Raw genomic sequence first — 19,760 nt, forward strand, 5'->3', positions numbered from 1 at the left:
ACTTTCCGCTGTTTTCTGAAGTTGTCTTAACGTTAGTTCGACGAACTAAAAGTAAGCAGGAGGGAGAGTAGGTAAGCCTTTGACCTGAAGCGCCAAAGCAGGTTAGCTCAATAGATGTTTCGGGGGAGGCGGGGAGGTATTTTATCTTAAAGAGCTGAAATGCTTGATGTGCAATAGTTTTAGCCTCGGAGGTCTTCGATATCTGAAACACCCGTCATTAAAAGCATTGAGCCCTTTGTCATGTTGGACTTCCTAGATTCGCCTATTGAACCAAAAAAATAATGAAGTACCGTGCTTTGCAAGGCACTTCATTATTTTTTTAGCTAATTGGTAACAACACTTCAAACTCAGTGCCTATAGTGACATCACCTTGGTGATTGAGATAGGGCGATCGCAACACGATTTTGCCATGATGCTGTTGGGTAATGATTTGATGGCAGATAGCTAGCCCCAAGCCAGTACCTTTACTTTGACCTTTAGTTGTAAAGAAATTATCAAAGATGCGATCTTGAATCTCATGGGGAATACCCATTCCATTATCCGCAATCTTGACTGATATCCATTTACGATTATCGAGTTCAGCAATCGCCGCAGAAATCACAACTAATGGTTGCCATGCAATATCAGATATAGTCTGAACTTGACCTAACCGACGACTGTCCTCATTTTCCTCTTTATGTAAAGCTTGATTGCGCTTCTGGATTAAATCAGGTTGCGATCGCAAATCCATCAAAGCATCAATGGCATTACTGAGCAAATTCATAAACACTTGGATTAAGCGATCGGTATATCCATTAATTTTGGGAAGATTAATGTAGTTTTTGATAATCTGCACATTTCTAGTTCTGCCACTGAGAATCGTTAGGCTACTATCTACACATTCCAGTAAATCAATCGGTTCTGGGCTAGCCTGATCTTCCATATGTGAAAGACTTTGTAATGTATCCACCAAGCGACGCAGATATTTTGAACCAGATTGAATACTTCGCACAACTTGGGGTAAATCAGAACGAACAAAATCCCAATCTACTTGTTCTAGAGTTTTACTGATCATTGGCGATGAGGTCCCATATTCTGCCTCATAAGCCTTTAAAATCTGCATTACACCTTCGATATAGGTCAAGAGACATTCCGTATTTCCATAAATCGCTGATACAGGATTACGAATATCATGGGATACCTCAGCAACAATCTGCCCCAAACTTGCCATCTTTTCCGTTTGAAACATCGTTGCCTGTGTCTGTTCGCGTAATAACTTAGTCGCTAGTTCGTGAATATGGGACTGTGCTTGTAACAAATCGTGAATATCTAGTACGGAATAAACTTCATCCTCTTGATGCACAACTACGGGTTCATAAATATCTCCACTAGCACGACTAAGAGCCTTTTGCGATGCCATGACAATCGAGATATTTCCCTGCAATCGGAGAATCTGAGTTTCTGCTTGTTCGTAGAGAACTCGTAAAGGTCTTTTTAAAAATAATTCAAGGGCATAGGGACGACTCAAACATTCTAAAAATTTACGCCGAGATAGCATCCCCACAAAAAATTCTTTCTCATAAATGATCAGTCCTGGCAAAAGGGGATCATCCTGAAATAGTTTTTGGGCAGCACCACCAACTTCATCTAAATCAATTTTGACCCTATATAGCTTTAATTCTGAGATAGTTGCATCTAGTGCTATTTGCCTTTGAGAACTAGGTAAGGAATTACTGATTGATTTGACTTCAGGCTCACTTGCCATGACCATCAGAGGAATCATTGCCATTTTTCTGGCTAACTCCTCAGTTGCCGTTTGTCGAATGTTTTTACCCTGCAATGTACCGCGATCAGGCTGATTCTGTCTCAACTTCAGTGCACTAATCGATGCTTTCAAAACCTCTGGCTTAACTTCTATCCCTATAGATTTTGCGGCAATCACCAATGATGAACTGAGGTTATGGATAGAGACCTTAGGTAAGAGATCGATCGCGCCACGACGAATTGCCCAACGCTTTTCTACTTCTTTAATTTGAGTCTGTCTTGGATTAATAAGCAGAATTTTTACTTGAGGAGCATTATCTGTACACCACTTACAAAGTTCCGTCGCCAATAATGATGTTCCACCCTCATGCCTAACACCAATATCGGCAATTATTAGCTCAGGTAAGGATTGATTAGCTTTTAATTTTTGAGTGAGCAGTTTTAGTAAATCTTGGGATTCAGGGGCTGCCCAAACTTCAAGTTGATGCGATGATAAAGCTTTATGCCAAATCATCGCTTGCTCTTCTGACAATTGAGCAAGTAAGACAGATTTAACCACACAGTCCCCAACTAACAAAGTGCCTAATTGATAGTAAAGTCTGACAATGTGTATACACAAGCCAAAAAAGATAACCTAAACTTAACCCGAAGTTAATTTTTTAAGGATATATAGCCATCCTAAATGGTTTGTGGAAACGCACCCCAAAGTGTTGGTCTTCCACAAACCCAAAAATCTACCAATGATTTAGGACTGCTATATGACGCTTTTTGTCAGACAGCGGTAAGACTTTTATAGTACTTTGCTGCAATCATAACGATGTACAGAGGTTTGAGTCATTACTGAATGTGATGACTCAAACCTCTGTACTAACTGGAAAAGCTATATCTCAGCGATCGTATAGAATAAAAAAACTGAATTGGATTTTTTCATGACACGAATTTGTATTCTTGGTGGTGGTTTTGGCGGTTTGTATACTGCGCTTAATCTCGCACGGCTACCTTGGGCGGTCATGCCTGAAATTATCCTGATTGATAAAAGCGATCGCTTCTTATTTACACCATTTCTCTATGAGCTAGTCACAGCCGAAATGCAAGAATGGGAAATCGCGCCCACATTTACGGAATTACTCGCTGATACAGGGATTCAGTTTATTCAAGGTCTCATAACTAATATTAATTTTGAAGCGAAGCAAGTAGAAGTTAATATCGGTCAACCGAATGTATTGTCATACGATCGCCTAGTTTTAGCGATCGGTGGCGAAACACCGATGCATTATGTCGCAGGAGCTTCGGAATATGCCATTCCTTTTCGGAATCTCAATGATTTTTATCGACTTAATAGCAAACTGGAATTGTTAGAAGCTTCCAATCGCGACAAGATTCGTGTATGTATCGCAGGTGGTGGTAGTAGCGGGGTTGAGCTTGCTTGTAAAATCGCTGATCGCCTCAAAGATCGTGGTCGAGTCCGCCTAGTTGATCGCAATGCCAAAATTTTAGCTAACTCCACAGAGGCAAATCGGGCGATCGCCGAACTTGCCCTGTCCCAACGTGGTGTATGGACAGATCTAAATACCAGAGTTTCCCAAGTAACTGAAGATGAAGTTACTCTAGACTATGCCGACGGCAGTGATACCTTGCCAGTTGATATTGTGCTTTGGACAGTGGGAAGCACCTTCTCTAAAGTAATTCAAAATCTCCCAATTGGTCATAATCGGCAAGGTGCGATCGCTACTGAGCCAACTTTACAGGTTAAGGGGTATGCCGATGTCTTTGCGATCGGTGATTTAGCAGGACTAGATGTCAATGGTGAGCCTTTGCCAGCCACAGCACAGGTTGCCTTCCAGCAGTCACAATATTGTGCATGGAATATCTGGGCAAGCCTCAATCAAAAATCCCTAGTCAACTTTAACTACATTCCTCTCGGTGAATTTATTAGTTTAGGAGTTGATGGGGCAACTGCTTCTATTTTTGGTAAATTTAGCATTGATGGACTGCCCGCCAGCGCCATGCGAAGATTAGCCTACTTACTAAGAATGCCAACCCTCCAACATCAATGGAAGATTGGCACTCATTGGCTAACTAAACCCTTAATCGAAATGTTTAGAAAGTCTGTGTAGTAGTCCCAAATCATTAGTAGATTTTGGGGTTTGTAGAAGTGCGCCTCGAAGGCGTAGGCTTCCACAAAAGATCAATAAGAGAGATAGGACGTTTTCCCATCTCTCTTATTGATCTTCGGAATCTAAAGAATCATTTTCAAAGGTAGGTGTACTGGCAACATCAGCCAAACTAGTTGCGGACTTAGAGCCTTTTTTCTTGCGACGTTGATTAGTTCTTGTCCACTTCGTTTGATTCCAAATGCCAAATAGGACGAACGCCGAAACTATCGCTTCAAAATACCATTTAAGTGCTTGCTTAACGAGCTGACGAAATGTCTTATTTTTGCCTTCCTCAATGTTTTGCTTAATCGCCTTCTCATTCTTGGTAATTTCTGCCTCTAATTGATTTCTCAACTCCGCAGGATTATTTTTATCCAATTTGATATTTGGCGATCGCTTCTCAATAAATTCTGCGGCTTTCTTTAAATTAGCATCATTAGTATTTTTGATATTTTCTTTGATGGCATTAAATTGAGCAATTTGTTGGGATGCAACAGCGCTAGCTTGAGTGTTATTGTCGCCATTGATCCGAATTGCTGCACTAATACCGATAAATAGCATGATCACAAAGAAAATGCTTAATAATAGTGATAGCCATGACAAAAACTTGAGGATATTTTTACCAAAAGCAGAACGCGCTGTTGATTCACCATAAAATACTAAAACTAAGCCAATAATCGGAACAGGAGAAGTACCAACTAGCTTGCCTAATGTAGTAAATTCCCATGTGGGATCTTGGACAAACTTGGGAGGTAATAGTGCATCCGCAAAGTTAGAAAGTGCTAGTAATAAAAGTCCATAACCTGCGAGACGAAGTAGGTTAGCGGTAATTACCTCAGTGGAATTTGAATTTGAATTACTCATGTTTTGTAAATTAAAAGTTACATTAATCAATCACAGCAAAAGCTTGGATATTTTGATTACGCCTATAGCAAAATGCAAATTGATATAGTGATGTTAAGGCTGGGGAAAGTTTGTTTTCCACCATTCATACCACGAAATCCAAATTTTCTCTAATTTTTGATTAGTAGCAGCCCTATCCTTATCTGCTGTTAATGGTGTAGACATTAATGTCCATAGACAACGCCGATCTCGTAGATCTTTCTGTCCTAATAACCAACTAATGATCACATCCCGATCCATAGCGCGATCGCTAGCATTATCATCAAACTGTTCTTTGGTGACTGTCGATATTCCCCTTGGATTAATGCAGGCAGTTAAATAAGCTTGATTTTGATAAGTAAACATTGCATAGTAGCCGATGGGGTCTTTACGCACAATTTTTTGGCGGATCTCATCTTCATTCATATCAATATTGGCTAGTTCTTTCAGGAAAATGGGAATATCCCCTTCCGTTCCTACGCCATAACGCAAAGCAATATCTATAGGCTGATTATCTACCAAAAATTTGTAACGGTGTCCCGATAAATATTTGGGTTTAAAATAGAAATCTTTTGTATCGATGAGAGGTTCTGATTGTGTCAACTTCGCTTCAGTTAGCTCAAGCCGTTCAGGAAACATAGCAGGTGTAGGTTTACCAATATTACCATCTACAAGAGAGCGTAGGAAAATTAACAAGCTACCAGCAACTAAGATAGCAAGTAATCCAAAGCGTAATTTTTGATTCTTATAATTGTAATTAGGCTGATAATTGGTTACATCATTAATAGAATCTTTCGGTTTATCTACTGGCTTAATTCCGTCAGCTTGCTCTACTTCATTCATCTTATGAATAGTGTCATCAACAGAAGTAATCTTTGGTTGTTCAGGATTAACTGCATCAATTGGATTTACTTTTTGGGAGTCTGATTGATCCTCTGCGTTTTCCATAGAATTCTTGATAATGCTTGGATTTTGTAGTTCTTAAAGTGATTTTGTAACTATTTTTTAACTATTTAACGGGATAACTACTCATAGAGTTTTGTTCTGACTATCATAAAATCTAATCGCACCTGATCGATTAGCGATCGCCTAAAATGACCTATGAACAATTCGCCAATGAATTCTCCAGCAGCAATATCTTGGCTTGATCGCGTTGGTAATTGGAATCCTCAATTATTACGAGAGATTCGTGGCAAGCTCAAATTAAGGAATCTGATAGTCGCGATTAGCATATCACTACTATTCCAAATCATATTACTTCTGTTCTATAGCCAACGCATACCTAGCGAAGAGTGCTATGCCCAAGTACGTGGATTTGGCTGTGCAAAATCTTGGGCAGATTGGTGGTTAGAGCAATTTCGATTTATTACTTGGACTGAGCCTTTTGTTTTATTTCTAGCGGGAGTTTATAGTCTCATCTCAGATATTTCCCTTGAAGACTATAAGGGTACGCTCAACTTTATTCGGATCAGTCCGCGATCGAGCATTAGCATTCTCATGGGCAAAATCATGGGTGTACCATTGCTTGCCTATATTGGGCTTGGCTTAGTTATCCCCTATCACTTGCTAGCCGCCATTAATGCCAATGTCCCGATCGCTTTTTTATTAAGTTTTTATGTATTACTGATAGGCACTGCCTTTCTTTTGTTTAGTGGGGCAATTTTGTTGGCTTTGCTTAGTGGTTGGCAAGCCAAGTTTGGTGGACAAGTAACCGCAGGAGCCTTAGTATTTTCGTTTGTTACCTTTGTTTGGATTGTGCCTGCATTTATGTGGTGGAATATCTTCACTGCATGGAGCAGTTTCAGTAAGGTTTTAGTAGGCGGACGCATCAACGCTATCCAAGCAGAATGGTGGTATTTACCAATTACTTCCAACATCTGGACTTCACATATTTTTACAGTTGTAAATCTAGTGATTTTAAGCTTAGCGATCTGGCGCATTTTAGAAAGACGCTTTCACAATCCCACCGCAACTATAGTCAGCAAAGGGCAGAGCTATCTGGTAACTCTGTATCTAGAAATCTTGATGTTAGGATTTTGTATCCAATCTGGTTTTGCCGATAAGGGATTTTACGGAGAATTCCAGTTCCTGCTGATGTTGTTTATTTACATTGCTAACTTCTTTGTGTTTTTAGCCGCGATTACCGCTCTCACGCCCCAAAGACAATCCTTGCTGGATTGGGTAAGATTTGGAGCATTGTCCACCACTGAGGAGCATCCATCGGGTTTTGGCTATATTTTGCGGGATTTGATTTGGTCAGATAAAAGTCCCGCCCCGATCGCGATCGCCATTAACCTCTTAATTACCCAGTTACCAATTTTAGTTTGGGTAAATTCGTGGAATAATGCCGAAATGCGGAGTAGGGCGTTGATAGTTATTGCTTCCTTTGCGATCTCGATCTTGATCCTATCTTTAGTCACCCAGTTGATTTTATTACTCAAAAACCGTAACCCTTCAGCATGGGCAACAGGTACAGTTTCAGCATTGATTTTTCTACCAGTATTGATCATGCTTAGTCTGTCGATCACCCCCGAACGCTATGCAGGAGTCTGGTTGTTTTTTGGATTCCCTTGGGTTGTGGTCGCAAATATCAAACTTTCTGATATCATTCTTGCCTTCGGAGGACAAATTTTCGTAATAATTGCCTTGTCATTACAACTCATTTATCAGCTACAACGCGCTAAAATGCGAGAGACTTAGTGACTGGAATTTTGATTAATTTAGTAGACGCTTGAGCAACAACATGGCACAGTCAACCACTGCTAAACAGTTCGCCACTTCCACAGGTACAGTTCCCGATGTCGAACTTCAACGGGTTTTTAAAATGTTTGGAGCCAATACCGTGGTGCAGGGTGTCGATCTGCAAGTCCAGAGAGGCGAACTTTTTAGTATCCTCGGTCCCTCAGGTTGTGGTAAAACAACGCTACTCAGGCTAGTTGCAGGTTTTGAGGAACCATCAGCAGGAGAAGTGCTGATTCAAGGCAATCCGATGACCTACATTCCTGCTTATCAACGACCTGTAAATACCGTATTTCAAAGCTATGCTCTTTTTGGGCACATGACCATTTTTAATAATGTCGCCTTTGGGCTATCGGTCAAGGGTGTGGCAAAGCCAGAAATTCAACAGCGGGTTAAAGAGGCTCTTAAGCAAGTTCGGCTTGATCATTTGAGCGATCGCTATCCGAACCAAATCTCAGGTGGGCAGCAACAACGGGTAGCACTAGCAAGGGCGCTAGTTAATCGTCCTAAGGTAATTTTGCTGGATGAACCACTCGCCGCGCTAGACTTCAAGCTGCGTAAGGAAATGCAGGTAGAGCTGTCAAATTTGCAATATGACTTGGGCATTTCCTTCATCATGGTTACTCACGATCAAGGTGAAGCCCTTGCGATCTCCTCTAGAATTGCGGTGATGAATCAAGGCAGGATTGAGCAGATCGGCACACCTGCGGAGGTTTATGATCGCCCATCCTCAGCCTTTGTTGCTGATTTTGTCGGCGAAACCAATTTATTTGAATGTCGGGTAATTGAGCAGGATGGGGCATTTGTAGAGTTGCGATCGTCTACTGGTTTAGCGATCGTCGCCGCCAAGCCTAGACATTGGCTGCCTATTCCTGAAGCCGTAGTGAGCGTCCGTCCTGAAAAAATTAAACTCTCTACTGAATATCCCAATCAACCCTACAACACCTATCGCGGCATTCTCAATAATGTGCTTTATTTGGGCGATCACTCTCAGTTTGTAGTTGATCTCCATGCAAGTGAAAATGTACCACCCGTCCGAGTCACCCTCGTGCGTTCTAATCATCAAGGCGAAAAGACTCCTCCTTTTAACAGTCAAGTCTATGTTTCATGGATGCCCGAAGATTGTGTTGCACTTCCCAAAACTACCGTTGCAACCTAATAGCAATTAAGTAAATGACATCTGAAATGTCGTCTATGAAACTAACATCATTTCCTGATCAGTAATGTCAAACTCTATGAGTATCTCTCGGCGTAAATTTCTTAGACAGACTGCCTACGTCACATCTGCTTTAGCTGGTGCATCTAGTCTCTCCGCTTGTGGCATTTTTGATAAAGATCCGCAAGGAAATGAATCAGCCAAAGAAGATGCCCCACGTCCAGTTACTCAAGACAAACAAACTTTATATATTTATGGTTGGTCTACCTACATCAATAACCAAGAGGTTTTAGAGGGATTCACCAAAGAGACAGGCATAAAAGTTGTGGGTGATGCCTATGATTCTAACGAGGTGATGTTAGCCAAGCTAGAAGCTTCAGGTGGGCGATCGGGCTACAGCATCATCTATCCCAGTGACTATATGGTTACGCAGATGCGGGACAAGAAATTGCTTGCCCCACTTAATAAAAAATTACTGCCTAATATTAGTAATATTGCCAGTAATTATTTAGATTTGCCCCACGATCGCGGCGCAGTATTTAGTATCCCCGTCAGTTTAGGGACAACAGGGCTTGCCTATAACGTCAAGGCAGTTAACTCGATCATTGGAGAAGAACCAACCGATTGGAGTTATCTATGGGAGCACAAGAGTAAGTTACGAATTACCTTGGTTAACGATCCTCGCGAAGTAATGGGCATGGCGTTACATATTTTGGGGCATTCCTACAACACCAAAGAGCCCGACAAGATCGAAAAAGCTTTTCAAAAATTACGTGAACTCATGCCTGCGATCGCCAATTTTACTACCGATGCTTGGAGAGATCCATTATCTTCAGGGGATTTGATGATTTGTATGGCTTTCTCAGGAGATGCGATTAGCTTAGCAAGGCAAGATCCTAATATCAAATATATCTTGCCCAATAGTGGGACATCGATCTGGACAGATACGATGGCGATCCCTAGGGGTGCGTCTAATATCGAAGGTGCTCATGCTTGGATCAATTATGTGATGAAGCCAGAAGTTGCGGCAAAAATCAGTGATGCTAATAGTTTTGGGACAACTAATAAAATTGCTAAATCTATGATCCCTGATGATCTCAAAGCAATTAAAGCCTTAGAACCGACAGAAGGCATGATTAAGTTGAGCGATCGCATTACCAAACTTGATCCTGAAGTGTTGCAGATTTATGAAGGTTTTTGGACTCGTTTAACTACTGGTTTAGGATAAAAAACTAGGTACAGGAGACGCATCTCAAAAGTTTAAAAAACATATAAATTATTTCTGAATGCCCTATGACATCACCAAATCCCAGTGCCTTAAGTGGCAAGACCTCAATCAGTAGCCATCCATTTATTTGGGGAAATATCGCTTTTCTCGCTGGTGTGCCGTGGTTATTGACGCTAAGCATGGCAGGTTTAGCGGTGGGCGATCCTGTATTTCCCACATGGTTAGAGATATTTTTACTGGGGTTTCCTGCGATCACCGCAGTTGTATGGCTACAGTGGCAACAACCTTTTTCGCCTTTTAGCCTCTGGTTTTTAGTGAAGCCATCCGAGAGCTTGAGCGAAGCTGAACGTCGTGTACTAACTCTAGTTAAGCAGCAACGCAATGGTTGGTATGTCACAGGCTGGGTGGCGATCGCAGTTGCCTTTGTGATCAGTGCGATTTTTTGTAAACTCTACATAGAAGCACCACTTGCTCAAGCGATCGCGCCATTTCCTGCGGGGCTGCGTTTATTTGGGATTATCTGGGCTGAGATTTGCTTTTTATTAAGTAACGTTTTATTGCAATCAGGGGTTTCAGCACTACGAATTAAGCTCACGGCTGAGTCAGAAATAACCAGCCTGCAACCCTTTGCAGTTGAGAAAATCAGAAATAACTTTACCAATATCGGCTGGCAAGTACCTCAGCTATTAAAGTTTTTTGAAGAAGCTCTAATTCCTGAAACTGTCGAGGAAAAAGATGCGCCTCAAGAAACAACATCTGAACAAACTCAAGATGTTATGGAGGAATCTCAAGATACAGAAATTAGTGATGCTGCTGAAGAATCTATAACTGAAGCAAGTCCAGAAGTTGTTGAAGTCGTTGAGTCTTTAGATGAAGATTTTGAGGTTAACAACTTTACTGAAGAAGTAGTTTCTGAGGAAGTTGAGACCTCCCAAACAGAATCAGATCTCCAAGAAGAATCCGCCCCTGAGTTAAGCTTAGAAATTTCTGAGCCTATTTCTGAGGAATTGGTGTCTGAAGATGATGCGATCGCTGTTCAGGAAGAATTAAATATCGCAGAATTTGAAGTCGAATCTCTTGTAGAAGTAACTACAGAAGTTGAAGTAAATCTTGGCGAAGATGTAGCGATTGAAGAACCTACACAAACTGAGTCTGAAGTAGTTGCAGAATTTCATGATGATACTCTCGGAGAATTAACCGAAGCAATTGTTGATGAAGCGCCCGAAGAATTAGTAAATGATGAATCTCTAGATCAACTAGAGGCAACCTCAGAATTTAATGAATCTATAGATGAGAGCCCAGTAATCTCAGATGTCATTGATAATAATGCTGATTTAAGTTTAGAGGAATTACCAGAAACTTTTGCATCTCAAGAAGTGGCTAATAACCTTGTTGAGGAGGTTACAGAAGCATCTGAAGAATTAGAGATTAATGAAGATACTTTAGATACTATTGAAACTTCAGATATTAATGAAGTAGTTGCCGAGTCTGAATTAGAAATATCTGAAGATTTGGACAGTAATGATTTGATAGAGCCTTCTGCCGAAAAGGTTGCACAAGCAGAGTTTAACGAACCTGAACCTAATTCAATTCTAAACATTACTGAAGATATCCCAACTTCTGAATCGCATGAGGTTGTAGAAGATACTTTTGATACTAGCTCTAATATTTCTGACATTAAGTTAGACACTCAAGAAACTGCTAACGATTGCACTGAAGATAGTCTAGATTTGACTGTTAATGATACTGCTGCTGAACTAGAAATTGATGAATCCTCAGATTCCACAGATGAAGAAATTGATGTAAATCTGGATAACCCATTCGCAGATATCACTGAAGAATTAGCATCTGATAATTTTGATGAAGATACCCATGAAGAGATCACTGATTCTTCAGATTCAGAATTAGAAATTGTGGAGCCTGAGATTGAGGCGATCGCTTCAGTTACTGACGAACCCAATGCAGAAACCTCGGAAATTGTTGAAGAATCATCTATTAGTGAGATTACGGAGGAATCTGATCATGCAATAGATTTAGAGTCTGTTGATGTTGCTACAGATGGCTCAGTTGAAAATACTGAAGAGTTGGCAATCAATGAGATTGGAGGTTTTACTACTGAATTATCTGACGATGTTTCTGCCGAAAGTGCAATTGGGACAAACTTAGAAATTAACGCTAATCTGCCAGATACACAAAGCATAGAAGATCAGATTTCTGAAGAAACCAATGCTCTAGAGATTAATGAATCTAGTCAAGAATCTGAAAGCGAGGAGATTATAGATTTTGTAGATAATCCTGTAGATTCAGAAATTGCTGAAAGTTCCGAATCTGAAGATAGACAGATCGATGCGTTAATAGAAGAGACAGTCGATGATGCTATCAAAGAGACTGAAATTAATAATTCCGTTGAGACTGATTTAGCTACGGAGGCAAAGTCCCAAAAATCAAAAAAGTCTATAGACCTCTTTAGAAAGTCTCGAAAAAAGGGTTTCTCACAGAAAAATTATGGGTTTGGTAAATCAGCAAAGACCATTACTACCAAAGAATCTGATACTGATCAACTAGAAGCCAGCGTTGAAGATGATGAGCTAGAAGTCACTGACATTGTTGCTGAAGAATCTGTGGAGTCTAGATTTGATATTGCTGATACTAATCTAGAACTAGAAGAGATTGTAGAAGAACCAACTAATGCACTAATTTCAGACATGGAAACAGATGTGCATGCGGAGCTCACAATTGAGCAAGTAGAAACTTCAGAGAATGTAACCTCGGATTTTGATGAAGAACTGGATGAGCTGATTGCCTTCAATGCCTATGTAGAGAATATTCTACAAGAATATCTAGGCGACTCTAGTGAAGATGCTGATAATGAAACTCAAGAAGTTGAGGATATTATAGAAATATCCTCGGTCTCAGAACAAGCTACTGAGATCGCCGAAGAGGTCTTAATTGCTGAGGAGATTTTGGAAACAGCTATTCCTGAATCGATTGAGCCTCCAGCAACACTTGAGACAACAGAAGCGATCGCCCAAGATGCACAGGAAAACACACCAGAAAGTAATCCAGAGTATAAAGATCCTAAATATCTAGTGCAAGAGTTTCTCGTAGATAAGTTTTTAGCCAAGCTAGAAGAGCTAAATAATGCTGATAAGGCAAATAAGACCAATACTGAAAATACGGAGATAACTCCAGAAATCACCTTTGATAGTAATCCTAATAAGTCGTCTAATCCTGTACTAGATGAGTTTGCTGATCTTGAAGCACTTCTCAATAGAAAGCCATTATCTGATAATCCTGAATAGAGGGAGATCTTCGGTATTAGGCGATCGCAATCCCTGACCATTGCACTTGTGGCGCTCTTGGTTGGGGATTCGGATTATTCAGGAAATATCGACGATAGGAAAAGAAAATTTCCTCATGTTGTAACGTGCAGTAAGGTGCGATCGCCACATTTTCTGAGGGCATTCCCAATTCTTTAAGCTGTTGCACTTGCACTTGGCGCAAATCTAGCTTCACTCGTTCGGGATGTTCATCAGGATGGATACCAACTGATTGATTAATTGTCGCTGTCACCTGCTGGGCAACATCCTGCGAAACTTGGTAAACCTGTCCTGAAATCGCGGGGCCAAGAGCAATTCGTAAATCCTTTAATTCGCTACCTTGTTCGCATAATGTAGCGATCGCCTTAGTTACAATTCCCGAAGCTGTGCCGCGCCAACCTGCATGAACGGCAGCGACCGAGCCTAATTTGCGATCGCCAATCAATACAGGTACGCAATCAGCTGTACATACCCATACCGAGCGATTGCTATTAGTATTGTGGCGATCGGGGGTTGCCCATACGCCATCGGCTTCAGGCAAGACGGAATCGGGAATAGTTTCAATTTCATTAGCATGAATCAAGCGATTACCATGTACTTGCTTAGCCCGATAGGCTTTACCTGATTCAGCCAGATGATTATGGAGATCATTAGGTAATTTAGGAGCGTGCGATCGCGTAAAAAAACCATGTTGCCAGTCAGACAATAATTCACAAGTTAATACACCGTCTCGCCATTGCCATTGATTTGCATTCATGGTTTTTCAGTTCACAAGTTCAAAAATTAACGATGTTTTAATGATGCTCATTTAGCGCGATCGCTAGCCCTATCAGTAGACAATGCGATCGATCTAAAGAGGGATTCTGAGGTCAGTTAGACAGATTCTAGACTGCTTGCGTTAAGATTAGTTAATAAAATCATTCGTTCTTGGCAAAATCAACTAAGAACATCTCTATTGATGGAGCAGTAGTAGTGAAAAGCAATAATAAAAACGACAATAATAATAAAAAGTGGAAAAATTTTGGTTTATACGCACTGCTTGGCATTGTCGTCATTACCTTAGGGACAACGCTGCTCGATAGTCAGCCCGCCACTCAAGGGGAATGGCGCTATAGCAAACTGATCGAAGAAGTTAGAAAGAAACCCGCAGGCGTTTCTAGAGTTACTCTCAGTCCCGATCGCACCTTTGCCGAAGCAACTGTACCAGGAGGTCCTGAAGGTAAGCGCAAAGTTCGCGTCAACTTGCCCAACGACCCTGAATTCATCAAAACCCTCAGAGAAAACAATGTTGAATTAGATGTAGCCCCCCGTCGTACCGATGGCGCATTGATTCAAACCTTGAGCAGCTTGATTTTGCCAATTTTGCTTTTAGTCGGCTTATTTTTCCTACTACGTCGTGCCCAAGCAGGTCCTGGCAACCAAGCCATGAACTTTGGTAAGTCCCGCGCCCGTGTCCAGATGGAGCCTCAAACCCAAGTCACCTTCACCGATGTCGCGGGTATTGAGCAAGCCAAATTTGAACTTACCGAAGTCGTAGACTTCCTCAAAAATCCCGATCGCTTTACCGCCGTCGGTGCAAAAATTCCTAAAGGCGTACTCCTCGTTGGACCTCCCGGAACAGGTAAAACCCTACTAGCCCGTGCGGTTGCTGGTGAAGCTGGCGTACCTTTCTTCAGCATCTCTGGTTCAGAATTCGTGGAAATGTTCGTTGGTGTCGGAGCATCCCGTGTCCGTGACCTGTTCGAGCAAGCCAAGGCGAATGCACCTTGCATCGTATTTATCGATGAAATTGATGCTGTCGGTCGCCAGCGTGGCGCTGGTCTCGGTGGTGGTAACGATGAGCGTGAACAAACCTTGAACCAATTGCTCACCGAAATGGATGGCTTTGAAGGTAACACAGGCATCATCATCGTGGCTGCAACCAACCGTCCTGATGTATTGGATGCAGCGTTATTACGTCCTGGTCGTTTCGATCGCCAAGTAGTTGTTGATCGTCCCGACTTCGCAGGTCGTCTGGAAATTCTCGGAGTCCATGCCCGTGGCAAGACCCTATCTAAGGATGTTGATCTGGAAAAGATTGCCCGTCGTACCCCCGGATTTACAGGTGCGGATCTGTCTAACCTCTTGAACGAAGCTGCCATCCTCGCAGCACGTCGCAACTTGACCGAAATCTCCATGGACGAAATCAATGATGCTGTCGATCGCGTCTTGGTGGGTCCCGAAAAGAAAGATCGCGTCATGAGCGAAAAGCGCAAAGAATTAGTTGCTTACCATGAAGCAGGTCATGCCCTCGTTGGTGCTTTGATGCCCGACTATGATGCGATCCAAAAGGTGACTATCATTCCTCGCGGTCGTGCTGGTGGTTTGACATGGTTCTTGCCTACGGAAGAAAGAATGCAAAGCCGTGCTTACCTACAAAACCAAATGGCTGTTGCCCTCGGTGGACGTATCGCTGAAGAAATCGTCTTCGGTGAAGAAGAAGTTACCACAGGTGCATCCAGTGACTTACAACAAGTCGCGGCGATCGCTCGTCAAATGGTGATGCGTTTCGGTATGAGTGAGAAGCTGGGACCCGTTGCCCTTGGTCGTTCTAATGGCAATATGTTCCTCGGTCGTGACATTGCTGCTGAGCGTGACTTCTCTGAGGAAACTGCGGCAACTATTGATGAGGAAGTTGGCATTCTCGTAGCTGATGCTTATCGCCGTGCTAAGCAACTGCTCGTTGATAACCGTCACGTTCTCGATAAGATTGCGAAGGATCTCGTTGAACGTGAAACCGTTGATGCAGAAGAACTTCAACAAATCTTAGAAACCAATGAGTTGAAGTTAGCTGCTGCTCTCTAAATCTTAAGATATACCTTAATATTTCAAAAAATGCATACAGTACTTTGTACTGTATGCATTTTTTTGTTTTTAGCAATGTAAGCCTTGTAAAGAATATAAAACACAAAAAAACAAATTGGCGTTTCACAGATGAAAGAATAATCAAGACAATGAAGGAATCAATTTGTACTTGAGATAATGAATTAACAGACGAATTGAATGTCTCAACATGTGTTCCGATAAAGTTGTTCTATGCAATCGGGCTAAGTACAGGACAAAAATTTAATGGAGTTAAAGAAGGCTTGAGAATTGAGATGTAAGTCAAAGATGATGTGACGAAGGAAATCAAAACCAAGGCGAAAAATGCTTTTAGGAAGACGACCGTGTTTTTTAGGCTTGAGGGGATTTAGTTGAGCCAACCAAAGCCCAGAAGAAAAAGCCCAACATAAAGCCAGAGTAAGCAAAGCAATTAGTTTGGAAAGACGTTCAGGATCTTGAAGATGAGTGGACTCCAAACAAAAGCCACGGGTTTTAAAGCACCCGAATAAAGTCTCAATAGCCCAACGCTTAGCATAGTCAGCAATAGCCGTATCAGGGTCATGAGTCGTCGCGACAATTAATAAATCGCCATCATCAAGACGCATAGCGGCTATACGAAGCCAATGGTTCCAAACCTTTCTGGGCTTGGACAATACTTTGGACTGACCAACTTGGAGGTCTTGAAAACAAATGTCGGCACGCAGTTTTTTCTGCCCGTCATTGAGCAAAGTATTTTTACGAATGCGGATACGAAAACGGTTACATGGTTCACACAACAAGTAATCTAACCAATCCTCACCGACAAACTCTCGGTCTGCACTCAAAAAGTCGATTTTGCGGTCTCCAAATATTTCCAGAAATCGATTACACAATTCACAGCGCTCACGGGTGTTTGAGTTACCTTTTTTGTCCAGCATCATCCATACCAACGGGAATGCAATACCGTAATGCACTATTCCCAATGTCAGCACATTAAACACGGTTTTACCGAATTCCCAATCGGTGCGGTCGATAGAAATTACCCAAGGTTCGGGGATTTGCATGACTTTGACGACCATGAGTGCGATCTTTTCATAGTCCACTTCAAAGTCTCGAAAAAATCTCTGTAACCTCTTATAGTGTGATTCGACTTTGGCATAACCACTAAATCCTGTGGCAATTTCAGCTAGGTTTACTGTCTTTACTCGCATTAGCGCGATCAAGAACATGGACACAAAGGCTAGTCTTGCTCTATTCCATTGCAGATGTTGCTGCAACTTTTCTCGGAATAGGTTAATCTCTTTCATAGGGGTTTTATTTACGATGTGGTTATCTTTTATAAAACCCCTCCCTGCCTACTTTTGCAACTTTTTGTCCTGTACTAAGGCAATCGGGATAAATAATGACTCAGTCTCGTATTCTCACCCTCAACTCTGGTCATGTAGGTTTTGCTAATAATTTGATCTTCCGAGTTGACAAACATTTTGTAGACGCAGTAGCCATCAGTAACCCAGAAATAGCATTGCCAAACTTTAATCAATGTCCACAAGTTTTCAAAGGTTTGATGGTTACTGAGCCTGTCGAAGTACTAATCCTATCCCCTAAGACCCAAGCCAATATGCCTTGACTAAAATGATTCACCTCAGTCCATAGCCAAATCAAGTTTTTTTGACCCAACAAAGGTCTGGGGTCCATCTAATTCACCCATCTCAGGAATAGTTTCTATGGGGGGATGTTTTGGTAATTGCTTTGCTACTTCTTTTACCCGGTAGTCCTAAAAAGGAAAGGATGAACGAGCAGGCAAAGAAGCGTTGTAGTAATGAATAAAATTCCAAATCGCACCAATGTGGTTTTCCAACTTTTTAGAAAAGGATTGAGAGACTTAACTGCACTTTGAGGCAGAGAGTTGGACGGCTAGTAAGAAAGACCCTTTCGTTTTCTAAAAAATTAGAAAATCATATTGGTGCTATTTTCTTCTTTGCTCACCATTACAACTCATCCTTACCTCTTTAACACTACCTGAAAATCAATATTTAAGTTTAGGTTAGCGAATATCTGTACAGGGCAACCGCATAAAAAAGTGAATAAAATTAGGAGAAAATAACAAAAGTAAAACAGCAATGAATAACCCTATCGAAGTCAGTTTACTAAGACACTTTGAAGGAGTAGAAGACCCGCGAGATAATCGAGGGAAAGAGCATAACTTGCTAGACATAATCGTAATCGCAATTTGCGCGGTGATAAGTGGGGGAGAAAACTGGGAAGATATAGCGCTATTTGGAGCATCAAAACAAGAATGGCTGGGGACATTTCTGCAATTACCGAATGGGATACCCTGTGATGACACATTTGCAAGAGTGTTTGCACGAGTGAACCCGCAACAGATGCAAAATAGCTTCATCAGTTGGGTGAAATCAGTAAGTCAAGCGCTGCAGGGAGAGGTAGTAGCCATTGATGGCAAAACCTTGAGACAATCCTACGACCGAGGAGCAGACAAAGGCGCAATTCACATGGTGAGTGCATGGGCAAGCGCAAATCGGTTGATATTAGGTCAATGCAAAGTCGATGAAAAATCCAACGAAATCACCGCCATACCAGAGTTATTAAAACTGCTGGAAATTAAAGGTTGTATTGTGACGATTGACGCAATGGGCTGCCAGAAAGAAATAGCTAGCCAAATCGTGCAACAAGGAGCCGATTATGTCTTAGCGCTCAAAGGTAATCAGGGAGGACTATTTGAAGATGTGCAGTGGTTATTTGAGCAAGCTATAAACACTGATTTTGTGGATGTAGACCATGACTTTTGCCAGTCCATAGATAAAGGACATGGGCGTTTAGAAATTCGACGTTGTTGGACTTTATCTAACTTGGATTACCTGACTCAATTGCCTCTATGGGCTGGTTTACAGACTATTGCCTTAGTTCAAAGTGAACGCAGAATCAATGGGAAAGTCTCCACTGAAAATCGCTACTACATTTCTAGCTTGCCTTCTAATGCTGCTCTTATTGCCAATGCTGTTCGTACTCATTGGTCGATTGAAAATTCTTTACATTGGGTTTTAGATGTCTCTTTTCACGAAGATGCTTCCCGTATTCGCAAAGATAATTCTCCTGAAAATATGGCGATGCTGCGTCACTTTGCTCTTAATCTCTTAAGTCGCGATAAGTCTTCTAAGTTCAGTATGCGGGCGAAACGTAATAAGGCGGCTTGGGATCTGGCTTATCTAATTCATCTCCTTAACCTTTGACTTTTTTATGCGGTTGCCCTGAATATACCTTAACAGGGAATAGACTTAACATTATCAAAAGACTGAAAGCGCAAAGTCAATAAAGAATCCAAAGCTGCTTTATGAGTAGTGCGGGAATTCTCAAGGCAAGAAGCAATAGCAAACTTGAAAGAATCAAAATCAGGGTAATAGACGGAGTAGAGACACTGTTTCTTCACAAATTTCCAAAGACGCTCAATCAAGTTTAAGTTTGGAGAGTAAGTAGTCAAATAAAGAAGCTCGATATTTAATGACTGAGCCAACTCAAAAACTAAAACACACTTTTGATAACGAGCATTATCCAAGACAAGAGTAATGGGTATAGTCAAACCCAAAGCCGCAAGTTTGTGGAGTAAGTCACAAACACTTTGAGCATTGATGTAAGAATCATTACTGGAGTTTAGACTAAGTTGATTGAGATAATCAGAA

12 protein-coding genes and 5 pseudogenes are annotated in these 19,760 nt (G+C 41.5%); 8 read left to right on the forward strand and 9 right to left on the reverse strand.

All coding sequences use genetic code 11. The features are described 5' to 3' along the window. Positions 1-319: 319 nt before the first annotated feature. Positions 320-2,320 carry a sensor histidine kinase gene (locus HC246_RS15405; protein ID WP_169364157.1) on the reverse strand — a complete coding sequence of 667 codons (2,001 nt, stop codon included), beginning with the start codon at positions 2,318-2,320 and terminating at the stop codon, positions 320-322. 352 nt (positions 2,321-2,672) lie between these two features. Here HC246_RS15405 and HC246_RS15410 point away from each other — a divergent pair, with 352 nt between their 5' ends. Continuing rightward, positions 2,673-3,860: an NAD(P)/FAD-dependent oxidoreductase gene (locus HC246_RS15410; protein WP_169364158.1), complete on the forward strand. Its 1,188-nt coding sequence runs from the start codon at positions 2,673-2,675 to the stop codon at positions 3,858-3,860. A 105-nt stretch (positions 3,861-3,965) separates the two neighbouring features. Here the strand turns inward: HC246_RS15410 and hpsJ-A are convergent, their stop codons facing one another. Both hpsJ-A and HC246_RS15420 read right to left on the reverse strand, forming a co-directional pair. Beyond that, positions 3,966-4,763 carry an HpsJ-like protein, cyanoexosortase A-associated gene (hpsJ-A, locus tag HC246_RS15415; protein ID WP_169364159.1) on the reverse strand — a complete coding sequence of 266 codons (798 nt, stop codon included), beginning with the start codon at positions 4,761-4,763 and terminating at the stop codon, positions 3,966-3,968. Positions 4,764-4,856: 93 nt separating this feature from the next. Continuing rightward, the gene (locus HC246_RS15420) at positions 4,857-5,729 is read right to left on the reverse strand and encodes a cyanoexosortase A system-associated protein (RefSeq protein WP_169364160.1); all 873 of its coding nucleotides are present in this window, start codon (positions 5,727-5,729) and stop codon (positions 4,857-4,859) included. A gap of 153 nt (positions 5,730-5,882) precedes the next feature. Here HC246_RS15420 and HC246_RS15425 point away from each other — a divergent pair, with 153 nt between their 5' ends. The 4 genes from HC246_RS15425 to HC246_RS15440 all read left to right on the forward strand — a co-directional run bounded on the left by HC246_RS15425 (position 5,883) and on the right by HC246_RS15440 (position 13,206). Then, positions 5,883-7,481, forward strand: a complete 1,599-nt coding sequence (locus HC246_RS15425) for a hypothetical protein (protein WP_169364161.1) — start codon at positions 5,883-5,885, stop codon at positions 7,479-7,481. A gap of 43 nt (positions 7,482-7,524) precedes the next feature. Beyond that, positions 7,525-8,679, forward strand: coding sequence for an ABC transporter ATP-binding protein (locus tag HC246_RS15430; protein ID WP_169364162.1), 1,155 nt, complete (start codon positions 7,525-7,527; stop codon positions 8,677-8,679). Between the two features lie 76 nt (positions 8,680-8,755). Next, positions 8,756-9,904 carry an ABC transporter substrate-binding protein gene (locus HC246_RS15435; RefSeq protein ID WP_169364163.1) on the forward strand — a complete coding sequence of 383 codons (1,149 nt, stop codon included), beginning with the start codon at positions 8,756-8,758 and terminating at the stop codon, positions 9,902-9,904. A 65-nt stretch (positions 9,905-9,969) separates the two neighbouring features. Next, the gene (locus HC246_RS15440) at positions 9,970-13,206 is read left to right on the forward strand and encodes a low-complexity tail membrane protein (RefSeq protein WP_169364164.1); all 3,237 of its coding nucleotides are present in this window, start codon (positions 9,970-9,972) and stop codon (positions 13,204-13,206) included. A 16-nt stretch (positions 13,207-13,222) separates the two neighbouring features. Here the strand turns inward: HC246_RS15440 and pgeF are convergent, their stop codons facing one another. Then, positions 13,223-13,981 (reverse strand): peptidoglycan editing factor PgeF, encoded by a 759-nt coding sequence (gene pgeF, locus HC246_RS15445; RefSeq protein ID WP_169364165.1) that lies wholly within the window; start codon positions 13,979-13,981, stop codon positions 13,223-13,225. Positions 13,982-14,196: 215 nt separating this feature from the next. On the opposite strand from pgeF, the gene ftsH3 reads away from it, so the two are divergent. Beyond that, complete coding sequence (gene ftsH3, locus HC246_RS15450) at positions 14,197-16,068, forward strand: ATP-dependent zinc metalloprotease FtsH3 (RefSeq protein WP_169364166.1); 1,872 nt, start codon at positions 14,197-14,199, stop codon at positions 16,066-16,068. Positions 16,069-16,209: 141 nt separating this feature from the next. On the opposite strand, the pseudogene HC246_RS15455 reads toward ftsH3, so the two are convergent. From HC246_RS15455 to HC246_RS27130, 4 genes and pseudogenes are all read right to left on the reverse strand, one after another. Then, positions 16,210-16,317: pseudogene (locus HC246_RS15455) on the reverse strand (IS1 family transposase); the annotation flags it as partial. Further along, complete coding sequence (locus HC246_RS15460; RefSeq protein WP_169362074.1) at positions 16,311-17,372, reverse strand: IS4 family transposase; 1,062 nt, start codon at positions 17,370-17,372, stop codon at positions 16,311-16,313. The gene HC246_RS15460 and the pseudogene HC246_RS15455, both read right to left, overlap by 7 nt. Before the next feature lie 80 nt (positions 17,373-17,452). Next, positions 17,453-17,830 (reverse strand): annotated as a pseudogene (locus HC246_RS25940) (IS1 family transposase); the annotation flags it as partial. 9 nt (positions 17,831-17,839) lie between these two features. Beyond that, positions 17,840-17,938 (reverse strand): annotated as a pseudogene (locus HC246_RS27130) (IS1 family transposase); the annotation flags it as partial. Between HC246_RS27130 and HC246_RS15470 the strand changes: the two are divergent. Together HC246_RS15470 and HC246_RS15475 are read left to right on the forward strand one after the other, a co-directional pair. Continuing rightward, positions 17,938-18,078, forward strand: a pseudogene (locus tag HC246_RS15470) (IS1 family transposase); the annotation flags it as partial. The pseudogenes HC246_RS27130 and HC246_RS15470 sit on opposite strands and share 1 nt — an antisense overlap. A gap of 107 nt (positions 18,079-18,185) precedes the next feature. Further along, complete coding sequence (locus tag HC246_RS15475; protein ID WP_169364168.1) at positions 18,186-19,313, forward strand: ISAs1 family transposase; 1,128 nt, start codon at positions 18,186-18,188, stop codon at positions 19,311-19,313. 29 nt (positions 19,314-19,342) lie between these two features. Here HC246_RS15475 and HC246_RS15480 read toward each other — a convergent pair. Next, positions 19,343-19,726 (reverse strand): annotated as a pseudogene (locus HC246_RS15480) (transposase); the annotation flags it as partial. Between the last annotated feature and the right edge of the window lie 34 nt (positions 19,727-19,760).

This window comes from Pseudanabaena yagii GIHE-NHR1, assembly GCF_012863495.1.
GTDB lineage: Bacteria > Cyanobacteriota > Cyanobacteriia > Pseudanabaenales > Pseudanabaenaceae > Pseudanabaena > Pseudanabaena yagii.

Coding starts and splice junctions, on each gene's coding strand:
- HC246_RS15410 (WP_169364158.1), top strand. CDS start 2,673: ATGACACGAATTTGTATTCTTGGTGGTGGTTTTGGCGGTTTGTATACT.
- pgeF (WP_169364165.1), bottom strand. CDS start 13,981: ATGAATGCAAATCAATGGCAATGGCGAGACGGTGTATTAACTTGTGAA.
- HC246_RS15435 (WP_169364163.1), top strand. CDS start 8,756: ATGAGTATCTCTCGGCGTAAATTTCTTAGACAGACTGCCTACGTCACA.
- HC246_RS15475 (WP_169364168.1), top strand. CDS start 18,186: ATGAATAACCCTATCGAAGTCAGTTTACTAAGACACTTTGAAGGAGTA.
- HC246_RS15425 (WP_169364161.1), top strand. CDS start 5,883: ATGAACAATTCGCCAATGAATTCTCCAGCAGCAATATCTTGGCTTGAT.
- HC246_RS15460 (WP_169362074.1), bottom strand. CDS start 17,372: ATGAAAGAGATTAACCTATTCCGAGAAAAGTTGCAGCAACATCTGCAA.
- HC246_RS15430 (WP_169364162.1), top strand. CDS start 7,525: ATGGCACAGTCAACCACTGCTAAACAGTTCGCCACTTCCACAGGTACA.
- HC246_RS15440 (WP_169364164.1), top strand. CDS start 9,970: ATGACATCACCAAATCCCAGTGCCTTAAGTGGCAAGACCTCAATCAGT.
- hpsJ-A (WP_169364159.1), bottom strand. CDS start 4,763: ATGAGTAATTCAAATTCAAATTCCACTGAGGTAATTACCGCTAACCTA.
- HC246_RS15420 (WP_169364160.1), bottom strand. CDS start 5,729: ATGGAAAACGCAGAGGATCAATCAGACTCCCAAAAAGTAAATCCAATT.